Annotated in this window: 24 protein-coding genes; 18 read left to right on the top strand and 6 right to left on the bottom strand. The window is 37.4% G+C overall.

From position 1 onward, the window contains the following. Positions 1 to 64 precede the first annotated feature (64 nt). From IGK86_RS03925 to IGK86_RS03950, 6 genes are all read left to right on the top strand, one after another. Positions 65 to 748 carry a TVP38/TMEM64 family protein gene (locus IGK86_RS03925; RefSeq protein ID WP_016616782.1) on the top strand — a complete coding sequence of 228 codons (684 nt, stop codon included), beginning with the start codon at positions 65 to 67 and terminating at the stop codon, positions 746 to 748. Between the two features lie 109 nt (positions 749 to 857). After that, the gene (locus IGK86_RS03930; protein WP_438742065.1) at positions 858 to 2,150 is read left to right on the top strand and encodes a GntP family permease; all 1,293 of its coding nucleotides are present in this window, start codon (positions 858 to 860) and stop codon (positions 2,148 to 2,150) included. A gap of 21 nt (positions 2,151 to 2,171) precedes the next feature. Beyond that, a complete protein-coding gene (locus IGK86_RS03935) occupies positions 2,172 to 3,320 on the top strand; it encodes a glycerate kinase (RefSeq protein WP_010828948.1) in 1,149 nt (382 codons plus the stop codon). Positions 3,321 to 3,461: 141 nt separating this feature from the next. Further along, positions 3,462 to 4,475 (top strand): CdaR family transcriptional regulator, encoded by a 1,014-nt coding sequence (locus IGK86_RS03940; protein WP_002356518.1) that lies wholly within the window; start codon positions 3,462 to 3,464, stop codon positions 4,473 to 4,475. A 122-nt stretch (positions 4,476 to 4,597) separates the two neighbouring features. After that, positions 4,598 to 5,500, top strand: a complete 903-nt coding sequence (locus IGK86_RS03945) for a diacylglycerol/lipid kinase family protein (protein WP_033627793.1) — start codon at positions 4,598 to 4,600, stop codon at positions 5,498 to 5,500. Positions 5,501 to 5,619: 119 nt separating this feature from the next. Further along, positions 5,620 to 6,354, top strand: coding sequence for a YcjF family protein (locus IGK86_RS03950; RefSeq protein WP_002384134.1), 735 nt, complete (start codon positions 5,620 to 5,622; stop codon positions 6,352 to 6,354). A gap of 284 nt (positions 6,355 to 6,638) precedes the next feature. Here the strand turns inward: IGK86_RS03950 and IGK86_RS03955 are convergent, their stop codons facing one another. From IGK86_RS03955 to IGK86_RS03970, 4 genes are all read right to left on the bottom strand, one after another. Then, positions 6,639 to 8,348, bottom strand: a complete 1,710-nt coding sequence (locus IGK86_RS03955) for an ABC transporter permease/substrate binding protein (RefSeq protein ID WP_002356521.1) — start codon at positions 8,346 to 8,348, stop codon at positions 6,639 to 6,641. Next, positions 8,341 to 9,531 carry a quaternary amine ABC transporter ATP-binding protein gene (locus IGK86_RS03960; protein WP_002388977.1) on the bottom strand — a complete coding sequence of 397 codons (1,191 nt, stop codon included), beginning with the start codon at positions 9,529 to 9,531 and terminating at the stop codon, positions 8,341 to 8,343. Before IGK86_RS03960 ends, IGK86_RS03955 begins: the two co-directional genes overlap by 8 nt. Before the next feature lie 200 nt (positions 9,532 to 9,731). Beyond that, positions 9,732 to 10,364: a GntR family transcriptional regulator gene (locus IGK86_RS03965; RefSeq protein ID WP_002356525.1), complete on the bottom strand. Its 633-nt coding sequence runs from the start codon at positions 10,362 to 10,364 to the stop codon at positions 9,732 to 9,734. A gap of 14 nt (positions 10,365 to 10,378) precedes the next feature. After that, positions 10,379 to 12,325, bottom strand: coding sequence for an ABC-F family ATP-binding cassette domain-containing protein (locus tag IGK86_RS03970; protein ID WP_438742069.1), 1,947 nt, complete (start codon positions 12,323 to 12,325; stop codon positions 10,379 to 10,381). 213 nt (positions 12,326 to 12,538) lie between these two features. Here IGK86_RS03970 and IGK86_RS03975 point away from each other — a divergent pair, with 213 nt between their 5' ends. Beyond that, positions 12,539 to 13,189 (top strand): redox-sensing transcriptional repressor Rex, encoded by a 651-nt coding sequence (locus IGK86_RS03975; RefSeq protein WP_002356528.1) that lies wholly within the window; start codon positions 12,539 to 12,541, stop codon positions 13,187 to 13,189. A gap of 42 nt (positions 13,190 to 13,231) precedes the next feature. Here IGK86_RS03975 and IGK86_RS03980 read toward each other — a convergent pair whose 3' ends face one another. Beyond that, positions 13,232 to 13,885, bottom strand: coding sequence for a CPBP family intramembrane glutamic endopeptidase (locus IGK86_RS03980; protein WP_002356529.1), 654 nt, complete (start codon positions 13,883 to 13,885; stop codon positions 13,232 to 13,234). A gap of 18 nt (positions 13,886 to 13,903) precedes the next feature. Further along, entirely contained in the window at positions 13,904 to 14,080 is a 177-nt protein-coding gene (locus tag IGK86_RS03985; protein WP_002356530.1) for a hypothetical protein, read from the bottom strand. 232 nt (positions 14,081 to 14,312) lie between these two features. Here IGK86_RS03985 and groES point away from each other — a divergent pair, with 232 nt between their 5' ends. The 11 genes from groES to IGK86_RS04040 all read left to right on the top strand — a co-directional run bounded on the left by groES (position 14,313) and on the right by IGK86_RS04040 (position 25,260). Continuing rightward, positions 14,313 to 14,597, top strand: coding sequence for a co-chaperone GroES (gene groES, locus IGK86_RS03990; RefSeq protein ID WP_002356531.1), 285 nt, complete (start codon positions 14,313 to 14,315; stop codon positions 14,595 to 14,597). Positions 14,598 to 14,654: 57 nt separating this feature from the next. After that, on the top strand, positions 14,655 to 16,280 hold the full coding sequence (gene groL, locus IGK86_RS03995) for a chaperonin GroEL (protein WP_016616779.1): 1,626 nt from the start codon (positions 14,655 to 14,657) through the stop codon (positions 16,278 to 16,280). Between the two features lie 302 nt (positions 16,281 to 16,582). Further along, positions 16,583 to 17,302 (top strand): response regulator transcription factor, encoded by a 720-nt coding sequence (locus tag IGK86_RS04000; protein WP_002384140.1) that lies wholly within the window; start codon positions 16,583 to 16,585, stop codon positions 17,300 to 17,302. A 23-nt stretch (positions 17,303 to 17,325) separates the two neighbouring features. Next, positions 17,326 to 18,036, top strand: coding sequence for a hypothetical protein (locus IGK86_RS04005; protein ID WP_025193973.1), 711 nt, complete (start codon positions 17,326 to 17,328; stop codon positions 18,034 to 18,036). A 16-nt stretch (positions 18,037 to 18,052) separates the two neighbouring features. Continuing rightward, positions 18,053 to 19,600, top strand: a complete 1,548-nt coding sequence (locus tag IGK86_RS04010; protein WP_016616777.1) for a glucosaminidase domain-containing protein — start codon at positions 18,053 to 18,055, stop codon at positions 19,598 to 19,600. A 218-nt stretch (positions 19,601 to 19,818) separates the two neighbouring features. After that, positions 19,819 to 20,229 carry a GtrA family protein gene (locus IGK86_RS04015; RefSeq protein ID WP_002367164.1) on the top strand — a complete coding sequence of 137 codons (411 nt, stop codon included), beginning with the start codon at positions 19,819 to 19,821 and terminating at the stop codon, positions 20,227 to 20,229. A 77-nt stretch (positions 20,230 to 20,306) separates the two neighbouring features. Next, the gene (locus IGK86_RS04020; protein ID WP_002356538.1) at positions 20,307 to 21,791 is read left to right on the top strand and encodes a nicotinate phosphoribosyltransferase; all 1,485 of its coding nucleotides are present in this window, start codon (positions 20,307 to 20,309) and stop codon (positions 21,789 to 21,791) included. Between the two features lie 2 nt (positions 21,792 to 21,793). Then, positions 21,794 to 22,621 carry an ammonia-dependent NAD(+) synthetase gene (gene nadE, locus IGK86_RS04025; RefSeq protein ID WP_002356540.1) on the top strand — a complete coding sequence of 276 codons (828 nt, stop codon included), beginning with the start codon at positions 21,794 to 21,796 and terminating at the stop codon, positions 22,619 to 22,621. 168 nt (positions 22,622 to 22,789) lie between these two features. Further along, complete coding sequence (locus IGK86_RS04030; protein WP_002367160.1) at positions 22,790 to 24,619, top strand: heavy metal translocating P-type ATPase; 1,830 nt, start codon at positions 22,790 to 22,792, stop codon at positions 24,617 to 24,619. A gap of 91 nt (positions 24,620 to 24,710) precedes the next feature. Next, on the top strand, positions 24,711 to 24,995 hold the full coding sequence (locus tag IGK86_RS04035) for a (4Fe-4S)-binding protein (protein ID WP_002356543.1): 285 nt from the start codon (positions 24,711 to 24,713) through the stop codon (positions 24,993 to 24,995). Then, positions 24,985 to 25,260 carry a GNAT family N-acetyltransferase gene (locus IGK86_RS04040; RefSeq protein WP_002356545.1) on the top strand — a complete coding sequence of 92 codons (276 nt, stop codon included), beginning with the start codon at positions 24,985 to 24,987 and terminating at the stop codon, positions 25,258 to 25,260. Before IGK86_RS04035 ends, IGK86_RS04040 begins: the two co-directional genes overlap by 11 nt. Positions 25,261 to 25,278 lie beyond the last annotated feature (18 nt).

Here is a 25,278-nt window from a genome sequence, read left to right on the forward strand (position 1 = left end):
TTCTAATTGAGGCACGAAGAAACCTGTGCTACACTTTGTATAAAGCATAAAAGGAGCAAAGAAAATGAAGAGGAAAACAATCCGAATACTACTAATCAGTAGCGGGCTTATTTTAATCCTGCTGGTAGGTTACCGTTTGTATCTAGAATATCAAACAGATATTCAATTATTTTTGAATCCTAAAGCCAGTAAGACACAATTATTAGAGCGAATTCGTTCACATGGTTTTTCAGCAGCGCTGTTGTTAGTTTTTTTGACCGCGATCATGTGTGCAGTACCAGGGATTCCAACCTCGGTAATTGGTGTGATTGCAGGATTGAGTTTTGGTCCCTTCAGCGGCACACTCATTAACGTTTTAGGGAATAGTTTGGGAAATTTAATTGCAATCTTTTTGATGCATCATATAAAATTTTTAGATAGAAAAACGGAGACCAATCATTGGGTCCAGTCCATTCGACGGATGAAGCATCCAAAAATTGGGATTATGGTGGGCTACATGATTCCAATTATTCCTTCTTCTGTGATTAATTTTGCTGCGGATACTATGCAGTTGCCATTAAAAAATTTAATAGCCGCTATATTCATTGGTGTAATTCCTTCCTCAATACTTTACGCATGTGGAGGCGAAGCACTATTTCATGGATATAATAAAACGGCAGTATTGTTAATTGTGAGTGTTCTTTTGTTCGTTGGCTTGGTGGTTATTATTGAGAAAGATAGAAAAAGATTTCAAAAAACTGTTCTTTAAGAACGGTTTTTTTGTGCATTTGAACAATAAATCCTGTTAAATTTACAATTTTAAAAAGAAAGGACTTTGATAGAATGAAAGCGTAAACAATTTAAGGAGCTGATTTTGAATGCCAGATATTACAATATCTTGGGTTGCTGCAATTTTAGGATTAGTTGTAGCGATAGTATTAATTTTGAAAAAATTTAATCCTGTGTATTCCTTGTTTTTTGGTGCAATTGTTGGTTGTCTTATTGGAGGCGCTTCCCTGTCAGATACAGTCGCTGTTCTATTAAACGGAACACAAAGTATTATGGGAACCGCAATCCGTGTTTTAGCAGCCGGCATGTTGGCGGGTGTGATGATGGAATCTGGTGCGGCAGAATCAATTGCCAACGCCATTGTACAAAAGCTTGGCGAGAAAAAAGCTATTTTATCTTTGGCATTATCCACAATGGTAATTACAGCAGTGGGTGTATTCATTCCTGTTGCAGTGTTGATTGTTGCCCCGATTGCTCTATCTGTTGGGAAAAGTACGGGTATCAGTAAGTTATCATTATTGATTGCCTTATCAGGTGGCGGCAAAGCGGGTAATATTATTTCGCCTAATCCAAATACTATTGCAGCGGCGAACGGCTTTGATTTACCTTTAAGTGACGTTATGATTGCTGGATTTATTCCAGCCGTATTTGGTTTAATTACAGCTGTTGTTCTTGCAAATATCATGAGAAGCAAAGGATCAATGGTCAAAGAAACGGATCTTGTAGAGGAACAAACAAAAGAATTATTACCTTTGAAAAAGGCGTTGATCGCGCCAGTGTTAGCGATTGTCTTATTATTACTTAATCCGATTGGCGCCTTTTTAAATATTTCTTTCATCAAAAGTTTGAATATTGATGCTCTGTATATTTTGCCGTTCGCTTCAGTTGTTGGGACAATTGCGATTGGTCAAACAAAACAACTGGCCTTTTATGCGTCTTCTGGCTTAAAGAGAGTAACTGATACCGTTTTAATTTTAATTGGTGCAGGTGCAATTGCTGGATTAATTTCTGTTTCTGATTTATCAACACAAATTGTCCACTTAATTTCTGTTATGGGAATTTCTGGAACCTTCTTGGCACCGATTTCTGGTATTTTAATGGGCTTAGCAGTTGGTTCAACATCCACAGCGGTTATTTTAGCGACAGGTTCTTTTGGACCAGCGATTTTAGATATGGGCACATCTTCACTTTCAGCAGCAGTCATGGTGCATACTGGGGCAACTGTGATTGATAGTGTTCCTCAAGGCAATTATTTCCATATTACGGCACAAAGTATGAATATGACGATTAAAGAAAGAATTCGAGTGATTCCTTATGAAATGTGTGTCGGTGGGGTAATGACGATTGTTGCAACCATTTTATATGGCTTTATTTTAAACTAGTTGGAAAGTAGGCGCGAAAAGATGACGAAAAAATTTGTTTTGGCTCCAGACTCATTTAAAGAAAGTATGAGTGCAAAAGAAGCCTGTCTGGCAATGGAAAAAGGGATTTTAGCTGTATTTAAAGATGCAGACATTCAACACGTCCCTATGGCAGACGGCGGGGAAGGAACGGTGGATTCCTTAGTGGATGCAACAGGAGGCACAAGAGTACCAGTGCGTGTGGCAGGACCGCTTCCTGATCAAATCGTTGAAACCTATTACGGCTTATTAGGTGACCAAGAAACGGTGGTCATTGAAATGGCGAAAGCCAACGGAATTGAATTGGTCAAAGCAGCAGAACGTAATCCCTTGATCACTTCTACTTATGGTACAGGAGAAATGATTCAACATGCGCTCAATCATGGGGCAAAAAAAATCATTATCGGCATTGGTGGTAGCGTGACAAATGATGGGGGTGCAGGTATGATTCAGGCACTTGGTGCGCGTTTGTTAGACAAGGAAGGGCAAGAATTGACGCGTGGCGGTGGTGCATTAGATAAACTGGCGCAGATCGATTTAACACAGTTTGATCAACGTATTTTTGCTACCGAAGTTCTAGTAGCAAGTGATGTGAATAACCCACTAACAGGGCCAACAGGGGCGTCTCATGTCTTTGGCCCGCAAAAAGGTGCGACAGAAGAAATGGTGGCTCAATTAGATAAAAACTTAGCCCATTATGCAGCGGTCATCAAAAAAGAGGTCGGCATTGATGTTGAGATGATGCCAGGCGCAGGAGCTGCTGGTGGTTTGGGTGCAGGGTTACTAGCATTCACAAAAGCTCAGTTACGCCCAGGAATTGATATTGTCGTAGAAGTGAATCAATTAGAAGAAAAAATAAAAGCCGCTGATTATGTCTTTACTGGTGAAGGCGGTATGGATTTTCAAACAAAATTCGGCAAAGCCCCTTATGGCGTTTCGCGTTTGGCCAAGAAGTATCAAAAACCGGTTTTCGCTTGTGCTGGCTATATCGGCAAAGATGTGGATGTCCTCTATGAAGAAGGGATGACGGCTATTTTTGGAATTTTGGCCAAAGCCGAACCGTTGGAAGCAGCATTGAAAAATGGACCAGTTAACTTAGAAAGAACCGTTGAAAATATTGCTCGTACATTACAGCTGGTGCCTTGTGACTAAGAACTAACCATGGTATCATCAGTAATGAAAGCTGAAATAAAAATGTTCAGTCGTTGATCTGAAGAATTAAGCGTTTGGGACATAAGTCATTGCGGCTTATGTCCCAAACGCTACTCGCTTTTTAGAAAGTTGGCGATATCAATGTTAAAATTAGACAAAATCCAAGCAAATAAAATTGTTGAAAAGTTGATGGCAGATATTCCTTATAACATCAATATTATGGATGAACGAGGAAAAATTATTGCGAGTGGAGATTCTGCTCGAATTGGGGAGCGCCATCGTGGCGCAGAAAGAGCCATCAATGAACGAAAAAATATTGAAATTTATAAAGATACTTCTTTAGAGAAAAAAGGCACCAATGAACCGATTATTTTGAATGATCACATTTTAGGTGTCGTAGGCATTTCAGGAGAACCAGACGAGGTGCGCAAATTTACCAAGCTTGTGCGCTCGATTGTTCTTTTACTGACAGAAGAATTAAATACACAACAAGAACGCGAAAAAAAGAAGAAACAAAAAAATCAGTTTATCCAGCACTTAATGCATGTTGATTCTGCTTACTCAGAAGCCTTAAAACTTGAAGCGTTGGAACTATATAACCTTCAATTAGATGACCAGAATCATTGTGTACTGACCAAGGACAAGCGCTTATTATCCAGTTATTATCCTGGCCATGAAATATTTGAATGGGAAAATTGTTATCTGGTGATTACTTCTGAACCACCTCAGATAACAAAGCCAGTAACAGAATACCTTGTAATAAGTTCGGAAAAAGCCACGATTCAACAAATGGTCCAAGAGGCACAAAACACGTATTTACTTCTATCGTTTCTCCAATTAGAAAAGGCTAAGTTTTACCAAGCAGAAGATTTTTTCATTCAAGGAATTTTTAATTTTCCTTTTCATATTGAATTGGATTTTTTTGAAACCATCCAGACGATTTATGATGAATACTATGAAACCGTTATTTTTTTCGCCAATCATAACTTAAACATCAATGAAACCTCACAAGTATTACATATCCATCGAAATACATTGAATTACCGCTTGAAACGAATTCATGAATTGACGGGGATGGATCCAAAAGTTTGGCAAGATTTTTGGAAATTGTTCTATTATTTTGCCTATTGCTTTAAAGAACGTTTTGAAAAGTAGTGAGGAGCAGGAATGCTTGTTTGTTAAGCAAGTGTCAGCATATTTTTCGCCAGAATCAAAAATATCTTTTATAATAATTGTAAGGAATCAAACGATTTAGATATCAATGAGGAGTGGTGCCAGTGAAAAAAGCAGTTTTAATTGTTAACCCCAGTTCTGGTGGTGAAAAAGCCAAAGAATTTGAAACGTTAGCAGAAGAAAAATTAAAGCAGTTATTTGATGAAGTTGTAGTGAAACAAACAGAAAAAGGCGGCGATGCAGAACAATTTGCCCGTGAAGCTGCGGAAAGTCACTTCGACAGTGTTTTCGTAATGGGGGGAGATGGAACCGTTAATGAAGGAATTAGCGGGTTGGCAGAACAAGATTACCGCCCAAAATTTGGCTTTTTTCCTTTAGGAACGGTGAACGATTTAGCGCGAGCCTTGAATTTACCGATGGACCCTGAAGAAGCGATTCAACAATTAGATTTAGAAAAAACCAGTGCTTTAGATGTGGGGAAAATCAATGACGACTACTTTATGAATGTCGTTGCGATTGGGACGATTCCAGAGTCAATTAACGACGTGGACGTTGAACAAAAAACGAAGTTAGGAAAACTCGCTTATTTTATTTCAGGTGCCAAACATTTAGCGAATGCTCAAACGTATCCTTTTCATTTAAGATTGGATCAAAAAGAACAAACCATTGAAAGTAGTACCGTTTTAGTTGGCTTAACGAATTCAATCGGTGGGTTTGAAACATTATTACCAGAGGCCCAAGTGGATGATGGCAAACTTCATTTAGTTTATTTAAAAGATCAATCATTGTGGGATGCAGTAAAAGCAGTCCCAGATTTGTTAAAAGGAGTCGACCAGTCCACTGATAATTTAGTTTACCTAACCTTTAAAGAAGGAACAATCTCCTTAGAAAACCAAGAAGAATTAACCACTAATGTGGATGGTGATGAAGGAGCTGCTTTGCCAATTACGCTGGAAATTTTACCTAAACACTTGACGGTCTATTGCGGTGAAGAACAAACAAAATAGCTGATTTTTTGAGAAAAGCTAGAACATTTCTATTTGTTTAAAAAACAGATAAGTTCTGGCTTTTCAAATCATCTAAAAGAGAATCAATCAGGGGCTATGCTATACTTTGTTTCTACATATTGATAGATAAAGGAGTTAATGAGATGAGAAGAAAAAAACATAAAAACAAAAAGAAACAAGAACTTTTTGAAGAGATTGAAAAACAAGAATTAGCAGAACAAGAAACTAAGCAATTGAATGAAGAAATCGAAGACCCAGAATTTCGTTCTTTTTTTCAGGATGTCTTGAAAAAATTTCCACAAAAAACGTCTACGGCCATAATGAATGCTTTCGCAACTTCTAAAGGTAAAGCAGAACAATTAGTGACGAACAGTCAAACACAACTCGACAAAGTATTTGATGAATTTTTGGCTGGTGTTTCACCTGACGTGAAAAAGAAAAGTCATCAAACGATTCATTTTGCTGCATTGTCAGCAGCAATTATTGGGTTTTCGCCAATTCCATTTTCGGATGCTTTTTTACTGGTACCTGTTCAATTAACTATGATGTCACGGCTGCATAAAATTTTTGGTCAGTCTTGGTCTGAAAGCTTAGGGAAAAGTTTAACCAAAGAATTAGTAGTGGTTAGTTTAGGTAAGAGCGCAGTCGGAAATATTCTAAAAGTGATTCCTGTTGTCGGAACTGTGACTGGTGGTATGGTCAATGCTTCAGTTGCGGTAGCAATTACGGAAGCGCTTGGCTGGGTGACCGTCAAAATGTTAAACGATGGTGTTGATATCTTTGATGATGTGATGTCTTTCAAAGGACAATTTTCAACATTATTTAAAGCCATCCAAAATGCTAAAAAGAAATAATTACTGTATCGATTAACTAGGATGAGACACATTTAAACTTTTTTAAGTAATTCGTAGCAAATTTCCAAGGTTTTCGTCACAAATTATTCACAGGTTCTCGTTAATATATAAGCATACCAACAAAACACCCAACATAAACACTTTTCATTTTTACTCCTCAAGTAAAAATAACTCCTTTCCACTCAGTCTACCCAACTGAGTGGTTTTTTTTTGCGAAAAAAGAGGGCGTTGAACAATTTGTTCAACGCCCTCTTTTAATAGATGGGGAAGTCATTTGTTAAGAATTATTTTTTCCATTCTGCTACTTGGTCTTTATGTGAATCAACCCAATCACGTGCAGCTTCTTGTGGGTCTTTGCCTTCGTTAATTTCTAACATGACAGATTCCATATCCTTAGTTGTCCAATGGAAATTATCTAACACTTTGTAAGCTTCTGGTTGATCTTCTTTTAGGCCTTGGCGAGCCATTGTGTGAATCGCTTCTTCGCCGCCCATAGTGCCTTTTGGATCAGCTAAATATTTTAAATCATATTTTGCAAACATCCAGTGAGGAGACCAGCCAGTAATAACGATGTCTTCGTTGTTTTTAATTGCTTGTCCTAAGGCGACAGTCATGGCACCTGATGAAGAAGTTTCAACAGACCAATCTTTCAAATTAGGATAAGCTTCTTTAGTTTTCTCTGCTGCTGCAACAACACCAGCCCCAGGTTCAATTCCAGTAATCTTTTTCCCAGCTTGATCAGATAAATCTTCGATAGAATCAACATCCATATAAGAAGGGACGACAATTCCTAGCTTCGCGCCTTTAAGGTTTTCACCAAGGTCGTCTAATTTATCTTTATATTGTTTATATTGCTCTGCGTGAGTTCCTGGCAGCCACGCACCAACCATGGCATCTGTTTCACCTTTAGCTACAGATTCCCACATAATTGCGTTATCTAAAGGAGTCGTTTTAACATCATATCCCATATCTTTTAAGACTTCGGCAACCACATGTGTGGAGGCTACTTCGGTATCCCATTCCACATAAGAAAGGGAAATTTGCTTATCATTTGTTGTTGTAAAAATTGAAGCACCAACTAAGCCAGCGACAATTACAACAACCGCTGCAATAATCCCATATTTTTTCTTTTTAGAGGTGGCACCAGCTGCTTTAGGGGCTGCTTTTTTATTATTTAAATGTTGAGTAAAACGGTCAATGATAATCGCTAAAATAACTAAAGCCACACCATTTACGAAACCGTTCCCGACTTGCGCACGTTGTAAAGCAGAAAGGACACCACGTCCTAATCCAGGCGCACCAATCATTGAAGCAATAACTACCATTGATAGAGCTAGCATGGTTGTTTGGTTAACACCAGCCATAATCGTGTTTTTCGCTAAAGGTAATTCTAATTTGAATAATTTTTGCCAGCCAGTACTACCGTAAGAATCAGCTGCTTCAACAAGTTCATTTGGCACTTGTCGAATTCCTAAATTCGTAAAGCGTACGGTTGGTGGTAAAGCGAAGATAACAGAGGCGAAGACCCCAGGAACCATACCAATTCCGAAGAATGCAACGGCTGGAATCAAGTAAACGAAACCAGGCATTGTTTGCATGAAGTCCAAAATCGGTGTAATAATACTCTTGGCTTTTTCGCTTTTCGCCATTAAAATCCCTAGTGGCACACCAATGATAATGGAAATAACACTAGAAAGTAAAACTAACGTAACGGTACTCATTAAATCGTTCCATAAGTTTTGATTATAGATAAACATTAAGCCGATAAACGTGAATAAACTTAAGCCGATTTTTTTATTAGAAATAAAGAAAGCAGCAATCGTTAATAGCACGATCAGCACAAGTGGTGGTACGGCTGTTAGTAAGGCAGTAATGTTGTCCATTACACTTTGACCAATTGTTTGTAAAAAGCTGAATAATCCAGCAAATGTTGAAGTTAACCAATCAGTAAAACTTTCAACCCAAGACGCGACAGGTAATTGATACTTATTCATGTTCGTTCACCTCTGTTTCTGCAAGTGCTTCAAGTACGCTACCACGGATGACCACGCCTAATAGTTTGCCGTTATCAGTCACGGCAAGAGGTGTTTGTGCATCATAAATCAGTGGAAAAATATCATTCACTAACATATCTTTGTCGATTGTTTGAATTTCTGGATCCACACATTCTACAAGAGAAGTCCCGTTTTTACGCGCTTCTAAAGCTTTTTCTGCGCGTACAACGCCTTTTAGTTGGCGTTTTTTATCCACGGCAAGTAACATACTCACTTCTTCTTGACGCATCCGTTTTAAAGCAACAGTTGGGCCATCAATTTCAATGTTAGTAGTTAAAGCAGGTACCATAATATTTTGGGCAGTTAAGACTTTTGAACGATCCACATCTTCCACGAAGGTTCGCACATATTCGTTGGCTGGGTTGGTTAAAATTTCTTCTCCAGTCCCAATTTGCATAATTTGACCATCTTTCATCAAGGCAATCCGGTCGCCGATTCGTAAAGCTTCATTCAAATCATGTGTGATAAAGATAATGGTTTTTTTGACATTTTCTTGTAAATCTAATAGTTCGTCTTGCATTTCACGACGAATTAACGGATCAAGAGCAGAGAATGCTTCGTCCATTAATAAAATTTCCGGATCGTTAGCCAAGGCACGAGCAAGGCCGACACGTTGTTGCATCCCACCAGATAATTGACTTGGTAATTGGTCTTTAAAAGCAATTAAGCTAGAATTTTCTAAGGCTTTTTCAGCTTTTGCTTGGCGTTCTTCTTTAGGAACACCACGAATTTCTAAACCATATTCCGTATTTTCTAAGATAGTTCGATGGGGGAAAAGACCAAAGTTTTGGAAAACCATGCTCATTTTATTTCGACGTACTTCACGTAATCCTTCTTTATCTAAAGAAGAAATATCTTGTCCATCAATATAAATATTTCCTGAAGTTGGTTCAATCAAACGATTTAATAAACGAATTAATGTTGATTTCCCACTTCCTGATAACCCCATAATAACGAAAATTTCGCCTTCTTCAACTTCGAAATTTACATCATAAACACCGACTGTGGCACCCGTTTTTTCTAAAATTTCTGTTTTGCTTTTGTTGGCACGAATCATTTCAAGTGCCGGTTTGGTTTTCTTACCAAAGATTTTGGTAAGGTGATTTACTTTTACTTTTGGCAAATCATTGTTCCTCCTCAATAAAAAAAGTGACTACATCAGACTACTATAAAGTTGTCACTTTGTCAAATTAGATGAAAATCTTTCTGAAAATGAAGAAAAACAGTATTTTAACTAGGTTTTATAGTGGTTTTTTATGAAAAATAGAAATAATAAATAAAAAAAGTGACTATTTACCGCAAGATAAGTAGTCACTTTTTTGTTTAAGGATAAAAGAAATTTTGGACACGTTGTAAGGTTGATTCGTCATGTCCAACAAAATAAAGTGTGTCGTTCAACGAAATCTTTGCATATGGACCAGGTGAGACCAGAAGCTCTTCTTTGTGTTTGATGGCGATAATCGTTGCCGAAGTGTTTTGCCAAAAATTCATTTCGCTAATCGTCGCCTCAAGATAAGCAGCTTCTTCTGTTAAAACCAATGAATAAGGATTCATTGGATTGAAAGAATCAAAACGCTTTGTTTGTTCAACAAGAGTATCTAGAATGCTAGAAAAATGAGTAAGTTCTTCTTTTTGTTTCGCTACGCTATCTAGCAATTCTTCTTTAATTTCAGCAATCGTTTGAACGTCTTGATATTGTGTCACAAAGTCCTGCGCTTTTTCTTTTGATGCCACATAGAAGCCGCTGCCGTGTTTGGCTTTAACGATTTCTAAATCGACTAAAACGATAATGGCTTTGCGAGCTGTTTCTGGCGACACTTGGTATTGGTTAGCTAGGGTGGAACGGGCATGGATTTTATCTCCAACATGTAATTTGCCTTCTGCAATTTTTTCCGCAACATCAACGGCGATTTGTTGATATTTGGGCTTCGTTAAACTGATTTTTTTGGAAGCCATAGTGAATCCCTCCGTTAATTGTTATTTTCCATTTCTTCTAATTCTAAACTGAAATTTTCCCATTGCTCAAGTAGTTCATCTTGTTGCTGACGAGCGTCATCTAATTGTTGGTTTAAAGCCAGCAATTCAACATGATTTTCTAGAATGTCTGGTTGACTCATTTGTGCTTCTAATTGTGCAATTGTCGTATCTAACTGAGCAAGATTTTCTTCGACTTGTGTTATTTTTCTTTGCAAAGTACGGAGTAATTTTTGTTGATCCTTGTTTTGATAAAAGGTATTTTTGGCTGTAACTGGTTCGGGTTTTTTCGCCGCTTCTTCATTAGCTAAGAGGGCAGCGATTTCTTCTTCCTCTTGTTTCTTTTCTAAATAATAATCATAGTCGCCTAAATAAAGTTTGCTGCCTTTTTCAGAAAGCTCAACAACTTTTGTTGCAATTCGATTGATAAAGTAACGGTCATGGGAAACGAAGAGGATGGTTCCTTCATAATCAATCAGCGCATTTTCTAAAACTTCTTTATTATCGATATCCAAGTGGTTGGTTGGCTCATCGAGAATCAAGAAATTGTCACGATCCATCGCTAGTTTTGCTAATGCCACACGTGCTTTTTCACCACCGCTTAATAAAGGAATCGTTTTTTCAACATCATCTCCACTGAAGAGAAAGCCGCCTAAAATACTTCGAATCTCTTTTTCAGGTGTGGTTGGGTGTTCATCCCATAATTCCGCTAAGACCGTTTTATTGCCATGTAAATTGGCTTGCTCTTGGTCATAGTAACCTACAGAAACATTGGTGCCAAAAGTTTTACTTCCTTTAATGAAAGGAATGCGGTCAATAATTGATTTCAAGAGAGTGGATTTACCAATTCCGTTCGGTCCGACTAAGGCAATGGCTTCTTTGCGACGAATATCCAAGTGAATAGGTTCGGATAAAATATGTTCTTGGTCGTAACCAATGGCGGCATCTTCGACTTGTAAAACAACATTTCCCGAGACTTTTTCACTATCGAAAAGAAAATGCGCCGATTTTTCATCTCCTTGAGGTCGGTCTAAACGGTCCATTTTTTCTAATACTTTTCGGCGACTTTGTGCACGTTTCGTTGTAGATGCACGAACCAGATTTTTGGCAACAAAATCTTCTAACTTATTGATTTCTTCTTGTTGCTTTTCATACGCTTTCCATTCACTGGCTAATTGTTCTGCTTTTAACTCTAAGTATTTGGAATAGTTTCCTTTGTAGTGAGTCATTTTTTTGCGACTCAGTTCATAAACTTCATTAACTACCTTATCTAAAAAATAACGATCGTGGGAAACAATCAATAGGGCGCCGGCATAGCTTGGCAAATAAGATTCCAGCCAAGAAAGCGTCTCGATATCTAAGTGGTTTGTAGGCTCGTCCAGAATTAAAATATCTGGTTTTTGTAAAAGCATTCTCGCTAATGCAAGCCGGGTTTTTTGACCACCAGATAAGGTTTGAATATCTTTCGTGTAAAAGGATTCATCAAAGCCAAAGCCGTGAAGGACTGAACGAATTTCATTTTCATAGCCGTAGCCATTTTTTTCAGAAAATGTATGTTGCAATTGATCGTACTCTTTTAAAATTCCTTCATAAACGGAAGTGGTTGGCTCCATTTCACTAATTTTAGTTTCTAATTCTCGCATACGCTGTTCCATTTCTAGGATGTCAGCAAAGGCTTTTGTCATTTCTTCCCAAACGGTTTTATCTGATTCTAAGCCGGTATTTTGAGCTAAATAACCTAACGTAGCAGTTTTATTTTTGGCAATGGTTCCGCTATCGGGAGCATCAATGCCTGCAATGATTTTTAAAAAAGTCGATTTTCCAGCACCATTACGACCAACTAAGGCAATCCGACTTTTTGTTGCAATTTCTAAATGTATGTTTTCAAACAATGTTTCCGAGCCAAAATGCCGGGCAACTTGATTTGCTTGTAATAAAATCATCAGTAGTCCTCATTTCTAAATTCATTGCCCTTAGTGTAGCATAAAATCTGCTAAAATAGCACGTATCAAAAAATGCTTTGTGAAGGTTTATACCTTTTATCACAAACTTTTGAAGAAAAATGCTATTTTTGAGCCATAGAATTGCTTTTTATTGTGAAAAACTGCTATTATGTTAATGGATAAGATTTAAGTGAAAGTATTGGAGGTCCAATTGTGAAAGATCAAGTTATTCCAAAAGCAACGGCGCGACGCCTTCCTTTATATTATCGCTACTTAAGAATGTTACATGATACAGGAAAAAATAAAGTCTCATCAACTGAATTAAGTGAAGCGGTACAAGTAGACAGTGCGACTATTCGTCGTGACTTTTCATATTTTGGTGAATTAGGTAAACGTGGGTACGGCTATGATGTTGAAAACTTAATGAACTTTTTTGCAAAAACATTGAATGAAGATGAGTTAACCAATGTCGCATTAATCGGGGTTGGTAATTTAGGAAGTGCTTTATTAAAGTACAAATTCCATCAAAGCAACAGTATTCGTGTAAGTTGCGCATTTGATGTGAATGAAGATATTGTGGGACGCATTGTTGACGGTATTCCGGTTTATCCAATGGAAGATATGATGGAACAAATTCGTGTTCAACAAATCGAAGTAGCTATTTTAACTATCCCAGCTCGCAAAGCGCAAGAAGTTGTAAACAAACTTGCCGAAGCAGGGGTTAAAGGAATTCTAAACTTTACGGCTGCGCGTTTAGTAGCGCCACCTGAAGTATTAATTCAAAATGTTGACTTAACCAACGAATTACAAACATTAATTTATTTCTTACATCATGACAACGAATTGATTGACGAAGAAGAATAAGCAAAAGAAAAGGGCCTAGTCGTTTAGACGAAGGCCCTTTTCTTATTGAATTGCACCATTATGCAAAAGTAATTGAACAATAATCACAATCGTATTCATGCCGCAATGGGCAATAATTGAGGTCCAAATTTTTCCAGTTTGCTTGTACAAAAGAGCAAAGAAAAATCCCATAAAGAAATAAACAAAAAAGTGACCATCGGCATGTGCGAGTGAAAAAATCGCCGAACTAACAGTAGCCGCAATCCAGAAATTTGTAAAAGGCTGGATTAAATGGATAAATGCATAACGAAAGACGAATTCTTCCATAATCGGACCACCGATAGTAGTTGCCAAAATAAATAAAGGATTTGCCAAAATCACCGCTACAATAGCTTGCGTATTTTGAGAAGTAGCTTGTTCTCCTGTGATGGCTACTTCAATGGCAAAAGTAACCCCTTGAATCAGCATGGCAATGAAAATCCCACTAACACCTAGTAAAAAAATAAAAATAGGTGATTTCAAGGTTGCGGTTTCCTCTAAAGGAGAAGGTTCTGTGGTTTTTAAAAAGATGCCAATCATTACAAGGGCGCCAATAATGTAGAGAGCAGTTGTCACATTAATCGCTGCATTGGGGGAAATACCCGAAAAAAGTAACGGCCCGAAAAAAGCGATAATGTATGTGACTAAAATAAATAAACTTGATTTTCTTAAGGTCATGGTTAATCCTTTCTATAATTATTTTTTACGATTATTGCGATATCCTAATAAAAGAAAAACGAATAAGAAAAAGAAAAGAGATTCCCAAAGTGTCGAAACAATTCCTTCTGTGACACTGAAAACAAGATTTCCTAAATTCGCTATCACAAAATAAACGAAGGTTGCTATTAGTGCTGTAAGTAAACGTTGTTTCATTTTATTCGCCTCCAATCGTAGTCAATTTATTTTACCATGAATTAAAGGATTGGAAAAACATTCCATGAAAAAAGAATACGCAATAAAAAATGCGTATCTTATAATTGACAAGAAAAAGAGAGAAAAGACTTGCATTTTTAGAGTGAAATGAGTATTATAAATAGTGTGAGTTAGCACTCTTATGTATCGAGTGCTAAAATAAGCGAAAACTTTTTATTTGGAGGGATTTATTGTGTTAAAACCATTAGGCGATCGCGTCGTAATTAGAGTCGCGAAAGAAGAAGAAAAAACTGTTGGAGGAATTGTTCTTGCATCCGTTGCAAAAGAAAAACCACAAACAGGTGAAGTTATCGCAGTAGGTGAAGGTCGTGTGCTTGAAAATGGCACAAAAGTTCCGATGGAAGTAAAAATTGGTGACACAGTAATGTTTGAAAAATATTCAGGAACAGAAGTGAAATACGAAGGCGTAGAATACTTAATTGTATCAGCCAAAGACATTATTGCCACTGTTGAATAATAAACAACTTTTACAGAATAATATAATAGAAGAAAAAAATTATGAGGTGAAGAAATCATGGCAAAAGAGATTAAATTTGCAGAAGATGCACGTGCAGCAATGCTACGCGGAGTAGATGTATTAGCAGATACAGTGAAAGTGACATTAGGCCCTAAAGGTCGTAACGTTGTTTTAGAAAAATCATTTGGTTCACCATTGATTACTAACGATGGAGTAACAATTGCTAAGGAAATTGAATTAGAAGATCATTTTGAAAACATGGGCGCAAAATTAGTTTCAGAAGTTGCTTCTAAAACGAATGATATTGCTGGTGACGGAACAACAACAGCGACTGTTTTGACACAAGCCATTGTTCGTGAAGGCTTAAAAAACGTAACTGCTGGAGCTAACCCATTAGGTATTCGTCGTGGGATTGAATTAGCAACAAAAACAGCAGTAGAAGAATTACACAATATTTCATCTGTAGTTGATTCAAAAGAAGCGATTGCACAAGTCGCTGCTGTTTCATCAGGTTCTGAAAAAGTCGGCCAATTAATTGCTGATGCAATGGAAAAAGTTGGTAACGACGGCGTAATTACCATTGAAGAATCAAAAGGGATTGAAACAGAATTAGATGTGGTTGAAGGAATGCAATTCGACCGCGGTTATTTATCTCAATACATGGTTACTGACAACGATAAAATGGAAGCTGTTTTAGAAAATCCATATATCTTAATTACCGACAAAAAAATCTCAAATATTCAAGATATCTTACCTTTATTAGAACAAATTCTACAACAAAGCCGTCCACTATTGATCATTGCGGATGATGTTGATGGAGAAGCTCTACCAACATTAGTATTGAACAAAATCCGTGGGACATTTAATGTTGTCGCAGTAAAAGCGCCAGGATTTGGTGACCGCCGCAAAGCGATGCTTGAAGATATTGCTATTTTAACAGGTGGTACAGTAATCACTGACGACTTAGGGTTAGAGTTAAAAGACACAACCATTGAAAACTTAGGAAATGCTAGCAAAGTAGTTGTCGACAAAGATAACACAACAATTGTTGAAGGTGCTGGTTCAAAAGAAGCCATTGAGGCCCGCGTTCATTTAATTAAAAACCAAATCGGCGAAACAACGTCTGATTTTGATCGTGAAAAATTACAAGAACGTTTAGCTAAATTAGCTGGCGGGGTTGCTGTCGTTAAAGTCGGTGCTGCAACTGAAACAGAATTAAAAGAATTAAAATTACGAATTGAAGATGCGTTAAACGCAACACGTGCCGCTGTAGAAGAAGGCATGGTTTCTGGTGGTGGTACCGCACTTGTCAATGTAATTGGTAAAGTCGCTGCGCTAGAAGCTGAAGGCGATGTGGCAACAGGGATCAAGATTGTCGTTCGTGCATTAGAAGAACCAATCCGTCAAATCGCTGAAAATGCTGGTTATGAAGGATCAGTGATTGTTGACAAACTAAAAAATGTTGACTTAGGTATCGGATTCAATGCAGCTAACGGTGAATGGGTAAACATGGTTGAAGCTGGTATTGTTGACCCAACAAAAGTAACTCGTTCTGCCTTACAAAATGCAGCTTCTGTGTCAGCTTTATTATTAACAACCGAAGCAGTTGTTGCAGACAAACCAGAACCAGCTGCACCAGCTCCTATGATGGATCCATCAATGGGCATGGGCGGTATGATGTAAAAATAAAAAAGTATTCTAAAAGCTTACGATTGAAAAATCGTAAGCTTTTTTTTACATAAAGAATAAATAATCTAAATAATATCTTTGCTTATAGTATTTTCTCAAATATTTACTCATTTAACAAAAAAGATGATAATTTAAAGGCTTCGTTTTAGCTAGACAGCCTTGTTTTTATTCGATAAAATTTAGTAATAACAATCATTTTTTGAAAACTAGTAGTTGGTGATTTTTATTTATTAATAGAATATAAATAAAAATTATTATATTTTGAAGGGGAATATTAGGAAGATTGAGGTGGAAAAATGGAAAAATATACAATTGGTGTCGTTCCTTTGACAATTGAAACAAAAGAATACTGTCAAAATTGGTTTGTTAGTAATCAAGTAGAATGTCAGATCATCCAAGGAACAAATATACTTCTTCATTTGCACCATATTGATGGATTAGTGATTGAAGTTACTGATCACCAGCAAGTAAATACTTGTTGTGAGTTATTAATGACAATTCGCAAGCAGTCAGACTTGCCAATTTGGTTATTTTCTCGGACAGAAGCAATTAGTAAAGTCAATCGAATTATTTATTTACAATTAGGCGCAGATGGTGTTTTTGATCATTCTTATGATCGTCAAGAATGCATGTTAAGCATGAGTAATTTATTGCAACGTGTAAAAAGACGTTTTTATCCTAAATTAGCTATTGCAAACGAGGAACAAACAGTTACTAAGAATCTTTCTGAGAGATTGTATTTAATTGCGCCAAATTTGAGTGTTTGCTTGGGAAGCGGAGAAGAAATTCTTTTAACAAAATTGGAATTTTTCACAATAGAGTATTTATACAAACACGCAGGACAAACAATTACATATGAAGAACTCTACAAAAATGTCTGGAAAGATACTGCGAATGAACGAAAATATCGTGTCGCTAATGTGATTTTCCATTTGCGCAAAAAAATTGAACAAGATGTGAACAAACCACAATATATCAAAACAATTCGTTCAAAAGGCTATATGTTAACGGTGTAAAAGGTATGAAGGAGGAGAAAAAGATGTGGCAATTTTTGACTAAAAACAATGAAGATGAGGAGTATGAGAAGATGCCGGATTTTGAAAATGAACAATCGATGAAAGCACAACCAACGGTAACAGAAGAAGCAATCTTTGATGACGAGGTCGTTTATGCAAAAGAGCAAGCCGCAAAAGTAAAACAGGTCCAGCAAGAAGTGCCGACTGAACTGTCAGAAGAGTCATTTTCTTTTGTTGAAAAACTAGAAGAAGAAAATCAACTATATCAGCAATCCATAAAAAAACTAACGGAGCAATTATTAATGCAAACCAATGAAGTGGAAGCATTACAAAAACAAGTAGTCGAAAAAGATGTTCAACTTAAAGATGTTAAAGAAACGTTAAGTGATAAAGAAGCAACTATCACTTCTTTACAGAAACAATTGTCTGAAGCAAAGATACAACAGAAACAGACTAGCGAAGAGAACTTAGACACAGCCGTTACGCTTTCTCAAAAAGAAATTGGCGAAGTCTTATTAGAAGCCAAACGTCAAGCAAAAGAAACAATTGCCCAAGCTAACCAACAAGTTGCAACAGTTCATGAAGAGATGGAACAACGTTTAGCAACTTTAACACGCATGAAGCAAGTGGCAAGAGAGTACCAAGCTTATTGTGAACAAATGCTAACCATCAAGAATGAATCAACAGGAATGTACCAACAGATAGAGCAATTATTAGCAGAAATAAAGAGGTAAATGAAGGAGAAATGCGATGAAAAAAAGAAAGGCAAGATATTTGAAGTTGGTATGTCTTGGAGTCTTAGGGACTTATGCGGGCGCCAGTTACTACAATTCGGAACCATTAATCGCTCAAGAGGAGACCGAAACGAGTAACGAAAGCCGACAGCTAGTACTGGAAGAAAAAAGAGCGGACCAAGTCAATCAAGACCAAGGAACTCTTACTTCTTCAACGCTGAACGAAACAGTAATAAGTTCGTCTGAACAACAAGAAAGTTCAATACAAAATGACAGCGGTGACCATCAGGAAAATAATATGGAACCTTCAGAATCTGAAAATAGTTTACCGCCACAAGAAAAGCCAATTGCTAGTACTAAACCAACCGAATCGTTACAAAGTGAGCAACCAGCGTCTGAAGAGCGTAAAGCACTCACTGAAAAGCCGCCTCATAATCAGGAACCACAAAATTCTACATTAACTGAAAAGACCAAAGAGCCGTTGGTACATTCAGAGATAGACAATAGTCAAGAAAAGGAAAAGCAAGCAGGAATTCAACAACAAGCCGAGGCAAATTTTGTTGTCCAAGAGAATGCTTCTACTTCTGAGTTTATTAGAAAAATTGGTGAAGAAGCACGAGTTATTGGTCAGCGACATGAGCTATACGCTTCTGTCATGATAGCTCAAGCTATTTTAGAGAGTGGCTCGGGCAATAGTGCGTTAGCGGCGCCGCCAAATTATAATTTGTTTGGCATTAAAGGCGCTTATCAAGGTCAAAGTGTCAGCTTTCCCACACAAGAAGATGATGGTAAAGGGAAGATGACCACCATTCATGCCGATTTTCGTCAGTATCCATCCTATAAAGAGTCATTAACAGACTATAGTAAATTAATCATCAATGGGCTGGCGGGTAATCCAACGTTTTATCACGGCGTTTTGAAAGCAAACACGACGAATTATCAGCAGGCAACAAAATTTTTGACAGGTCGTTATGCAACGGATACATATTACGATAAAAAATTAAACGCGTTGATTGAAACCTATCAATTAACTGAATACGATCAAGAAAAGAAGAAACCAGTAGTGACTAATTTGGCAGAAGAAAAGAAACCTTCGTTTGATAAGGAAGCAGTCAAAGAACAGCTAAAAAAAGAAGCAGTCATCTATGAAGTAAGCAAAGGAGATTCTCTCGCCACCATTAGCCAGACGTTTGGTGTGTCAGCAACAGCCATTTTAAAACAAAATTCAAAGACTCAAGAAATGTTTTATATTGGCCAAAAAATCACGATTCCTCAGCATACAGCGGCGACTTCTCTAGAACCGAAAGAACAAGCGTTACTTCAATCACTAATAATCAGTAAATCGGTGACTAATGCTTTGGAAACAGCAGAGCAATCAAATGGTACAGCGAATGACTCAAAAACAGAGTCTACTGAGTATTATGAAGTAAAAAGAGGAGAGACACTCGCAAAAATTGCTAAAAAAACGGGCTATTCCTTAACCGCACTCAAGCAGGCAAATGACTTAACGTATTCTGTATTAACCGAAGGACAAACGATAGCACTTCCTAAGCTAAAGGACTAATGCTGATTTAACTTATTGGTTGATGGAGTCATATATTATTAGACGAAGAGAAGAGGAGAAGTTCATCCATGGATGAACTTCTCCTCTTCTCTTACTATGTTTTTCATAAATACCTTAATAAATAGTAAAATTAGCAAGAGAATTGTGTCTTTACACAAAATAGATAGGTTTTCTTGCCGAAGTTTGATAAAATGATTAGTTGAAAGGATGCGTGAAAATTGAAAGAATTATTTCGTAAATACCGAGAAGTACTGGCTTATTTATTTTTTGGTGGTGCAACGACGGTCGTCAACTTAGTTGTGTTTTTTGTTTGTCAAAACGTGTTAGGGCTGGATTACAAGATAAGTAACGCAATTAGTTGGTTTTTATCTGTTCTGTTTGCCTTTTTCACGAATAAATATTGGGTATTCGCAAGTAAGCATGAAAGCATAGCTGGTTTTTTTAAAGAAATGGGCTTATTTTATTGGTACCGAATTTTATCTTTTGTGGCTGATATGGGTTTAATGATTCTCCTAATTGATGGCATTCATTTTTCATCGTTTTGGGCGAAAATGATTACACAAGTTGTAGTAGTGATTTTAAATTATTTCTTCAGTAAATTTTTCATTTTTAAAGAAAAAGAGGTCTAAGCAGATTTTAGGCTAAAAAAAATTTTTTTGTTATAATATAAACAAGTTTTTAATACAAAGAATAGAGGTAGAAAACGATGGACTATACATATGCAGATGATAGTTTGACATTGCATACAGATATGTATCAAATCAATATGATGCAAACATACTGGGAATTAGGGAGAGCAGATTTACATGCTGTTTTTGAATGTTACTTTAGAGAGATGCCCTTTAATCATGGCTACGCAATTTTTGCAGGTTTAGAACGTTTAGTCAATTATCTCGAAAATTTAACGTTCACAGAATCTGATATTGCATATCTCCGAGAAGTTGAAGAATATCCAGAAGATTTCTTGACGTATTTAGCAAATTTTGAATTTAAATGTACTGTACGCTCTGCTTTAGAAGGGGATTTGGTTTTTAATAACGAACCGTTAATTCAAATTGAAGGTCCTTTGGCACAATGTCAATTGGTAGAAACTGCCTTGCTAAATATGGTGAATTTCCAAACATTAATTGCGACAAAAGCGGCTCGAATTAAATCCGTGATAGGCGATGATCCTTTATTGGAATTTGGAACACGCCGGGCACAAGAATTAGATGCTGCCATTTGGGGCACAAGAGCCGCCTATATTGGTGGGGCGGACGCGACAAGTAATGTTCGTGCTGGTAAAATTTTTGGTATTCCGGTTAGTGGGACTCATGCCCATTCATTGGTTCAGTCGTATGGAAATGATTATGAAGCATTCATGGCGTATGCCAAAACACATCGGGATTGCGTTTTCCTTGTTGATACGTATGATACTTTGAAAGCGGGAGTGCCAAGCGCAATTCGAGTAGCTCGAGAAATGGGGGATAAAATTAATTTCCTAGGCGTGCGGATTGATAGTGGCGATATGGCTTATATTTCTAAACGAGTTCGTGAACAACTGGACGAAGCAGGCTTTACTGAAGCAAAAATTTATGCATCGAACGATTTAGATGAAAATACGATTTTGAATCTAAAAATGCAAAAATCAAAAATTGATGTATGGGGCGTGGGTACCAAGCTGATTACCGCCTATGATCAACCGGCTTTAGGAGCGGTGTTTAAATTAGTTTCAATTGAAGGTGAAGATGGTCAAATGAAAGATACCATTAAACTATCTAGCAATGCTGAAAAAGTGACAACACCAGGAAAAAAACAAGTCTGGCGCATTACACGTAAATCTGATAAAAAGTCAGAAGGGGACTATGTGACACTTTGGAACGAAGATCCTCGCCAAGAAGAAGAAATTTATATGTTCCATCCCGTTCATACCTTTATTAATAAGTATGTCCGTGATTTTGAAGCACGGCCAGTACTCCAAGATATTTTCGTTGAAGGAAAACGTGTGTATGAATTACCAACTTTAGATGAAATTAAACAATATGCAAAAGAAAATTTAGATTCACTTTGGGAAGAATACAAGCGGGACTTGAATCCGCAGAAATATCCCGTGGACCTTTCAACAGATTGTTGGAACCACAAAATGAATTTATTGGAAAAAGTGCGTAAAGACGTTAAACATTTAACGGAAACGGTGAATAAGGAGGCCTAGAAATGACAACACTTCAAGAAAAAATCATTCAAGAGTTAGGTGTTTTACCGACAATTGATCCAAAAGAAGAAGTTCGTAAAAGTATTGATTTTCTGAAAGCTTATTTAACTAAACATCCTTTTTTAAAAACTTTTGTCTTGGGAATTAGTGGCGGACAAGATTCAACATTAGCTGGGCGCTTAGCACAATTAGCGATGACTGAAATGCGCGAAGAAACAGGAGATATGTCGTATCAATTTATTGCGATTCGCCTTCCCTACGGTGAGCAAGCAGATGAAGCTGATGCACAAGCCGCGCTAGCCTTTATCCAGCCAGATGTTTCTTTACGAGTGGATATTAAACCAGCAGTGGATGCAATGGTTGGTTCGCTAGAAAACGCTGGCGTTCAAATTAGCGATTTTAATAAAGGGAACATGAAAGCACGTCAACGTATGATTACACAATATGCAGTAGCTGGCGAAAATGCTGGCGCAGTAATTGGCACAGACCACGCAGCCGAAAATGTGACAGCTTTCTTCACCAAATATGGCGATGGCGGAGCGGATATTTTACCGTTATTTCGTTTAAATAAGCGCCAAGGGAAAGCTTTGCTGAAAGAACTTGGGGCACCAGAAGCCTTGTATTTAAAAATACCAACAGCTGATCTAGAAGATGACAAACCGTTAGTTGCAGATGAAGTTGCCTTAGGTGTCACGTATGATGCCATTGATGATTATTTGGAAGGCAAAAAAGTCTCGGAAACAGATCAACAAACAATTGAAAACTGGTATAAAAAAGGACAACACAAACGGCATTTACCCATTACAATTTTTGATGATTTTTGGAAATAAAAACACAGACCATCGGCGAATGAACGATGGTCTGTGTTTTTTTTACATAACTACTTTTCAGAAAGTAAACGTTGCTACAGCAACTATCCTATGATAATGAAAGTCGTTTTCATTTAGGCGTTTTCACTTTCTTTTTCAAAACAGAAAAGGTACGCTCAATAATGTAAAGTGAATGATAGGAGAGAAAAAGAGATGAAGCATGTAACAAAATTGGGGATTACAATTATAACAGGAGTTTTGGCATTATTATTTGAATTTATTTTACATCAGCCGAATTGGGCGTATGGCATTATTTTAATAACAGGTTCTGTAATGGCGTTAATGATGTTCTGGGAAATGATTCAAACCTTACGTGAAGGAAAATATGGTGTCGATATTTTAGCGATTACCGCTATCGTCGCAACCTTAGCTGTGGGAGAATACTGGGCCAGTTTGATGATTTTAATTATGTTGACTGGTGGTGATTCATTAGAAGACTATGCCGCTGGAAAAGCTAACCAAGAGCTGAAGTCATTATTGGATAACTCGCCACAAAAAGCTCATCGCTTGAATGGCGAAAATTTAGAAGATGTTTCTGTTGAGGAAATCAATGTTGGCGATGAATTAGTAGTAAAACCAGGGGAACTAGTTCCAGTTGATGGCTTGGTAAAAACCGGGACATCAACAGTCGATGAATCTTCATTAACAGGAGAATCAAAACCAATTGAAAAAAATCCTGGGGATGAATTAATGTCGGGTTCCGTGAATGGTGATGGCTCTTTGAAAATGGTTGCTGAAAAAACTGTAGCCGACAGTCAATATCAAACGATTGTGAACTTAGTGAAAGAATCTGCGGCACGTCCAGCTCATTTTGTACGTTTAGCAGACCGCTATGCGGTACCTTTTACACTAGTTGCCTACTTAATTGCAGGTGTTGCTTGGTTTGTTTCAAAAAGTCCGACACGTTTTGCGGAAGTCTTAGTTGTTGCTTCGCCGTGTCCTTTAATTCTATCTGCCCCAATTGCTTTAGTGGCAGGGATGGGTCGTTCAAGTCGTCATGGGGTCGTTATTAAATCGGGAACGATGGTCGAAAAATTAGCTTCTGCAAAAACGATTGCGTTTGATAAAACAGGCACGATTACGCAAGGACAACTTTCTGTTGATCAAGTCCAACCAATCAATGCTGAAATAACTGCTGCTGAATTAGTGGGATTAGCAGCAAGCGTGGAACAAGAATCAAGTCATATTTTAGCTAGATCAATTGTTGCTTATGCCAGAAAGCAAGATGTCCCATTAAAAAATATTACAGATCTAGCGGAAGTTTCTGGTGCTGGCGTGAAGGCATTTGTGGATGGTGCTGAGATACGGGTAGGTAAAAAGAATTTTGTGACACAAGAGTCTCAAGCAACTGAAAAAATTGATAAAACGACTATTCATATTTCACGTAATGGCACATATTTAGGCCGAATTACTTTTACAGACACTGTACGCCCAGAAGCAAAAGAGACTATGGAAAAATTACACCAATTACATCTTCAACGAATTTTAATGCTGACGGGGGATCAAGAATCCGTCGCAGAAACGATTGCTGCAGAAGTAGGAATTACCGAAGTACATGGGGAATGTTTACCACAAGATAAGTTAACTATTCTAAAAGAATTGCCCAAAGAAAACCATCCAGTCATCATGGTAGGAGATGGTGTAAATGATGCACCTTCGCTTGCTGCTGCAGACGTAGGTATTGCTATGGGCGCTCATGGAGCTACTGCGGCTAGTGAAACTGCTGACGTTGTTATTTTAAAAGATGACTTAAGTAAAGTCAGCCAAGCGGTCGAAATTGCCCAAGATACCATGAAAATTGCCAAACAATCTGTATTAATCGGAATTTTTATCTGCGTTTTACTAATGCTAATTGCTAGTACCGGGATCATTCCGGCGCTAATCGGAGCTATGCTACAAGAAGTCGTGGACACTGTGTCAATCTTATCTGCTTTGCGTGCTCGTCGAATTGGCAAGTAAGGTGGAACAATTAATTGCCTGAATGTCCAGCTTAGTGGTAAAATAAAGGTACGTTTTTAATATTAATAAGTTACAGGGGAGAGATTGTGCAATGAAAGGAAACCAAATAGATGGGCAACCAGTTACGGAAGAACAACTATTAAAAGAAGGCTACCGTAAATATACGGGGGAAGGAATTGATATCTTTTATAATAAAGATATTTGTGAACATATTGGTAATTGTGTTCGCGGAAATCCAGAAGTCTTTGAAGTTGGTCGGAAACCATGGATTATTCCAGATAACGGAAGTGTTGAAAATGACATGATTGTAGTTGATTCATGTCCAAGTGGCGCTCTAAAATATATTCGGAAAGCAGGGAACGAATATGCAAATTAAAGAAGAAAACAATCGTTTTGCTCTATATAACGATGAAAACCAAGAAATTGGTGAAATGACTTGGTCAGATGCTGGCGAAAGCATGATGATTATTGATCATACGTTTGTTGATCCAACTTATCGTGGACAAAAATTAGCTGAAAAACTTGTTTTAGCCGGTGTTGAAAAAGCGAGAAAAGAGCATAAAAAAATTATTCCGCTATGTCCATTTGCCAAAAAAGAATTTGATACTAAACCTGAATACGGAGACGTATTGAGAAAATAAAAAATAAGTTAGCAACAG

The organism is Enterococcus sp. DIV1206 (genome assembly GCF_051712485.1).
Classification (GTDB): domain Bacteria; phylum Bacillota; class Bacilli; order Lactobacillales; family Enterococcaceae; genus Enterococcus; species Enterococcus faecalis.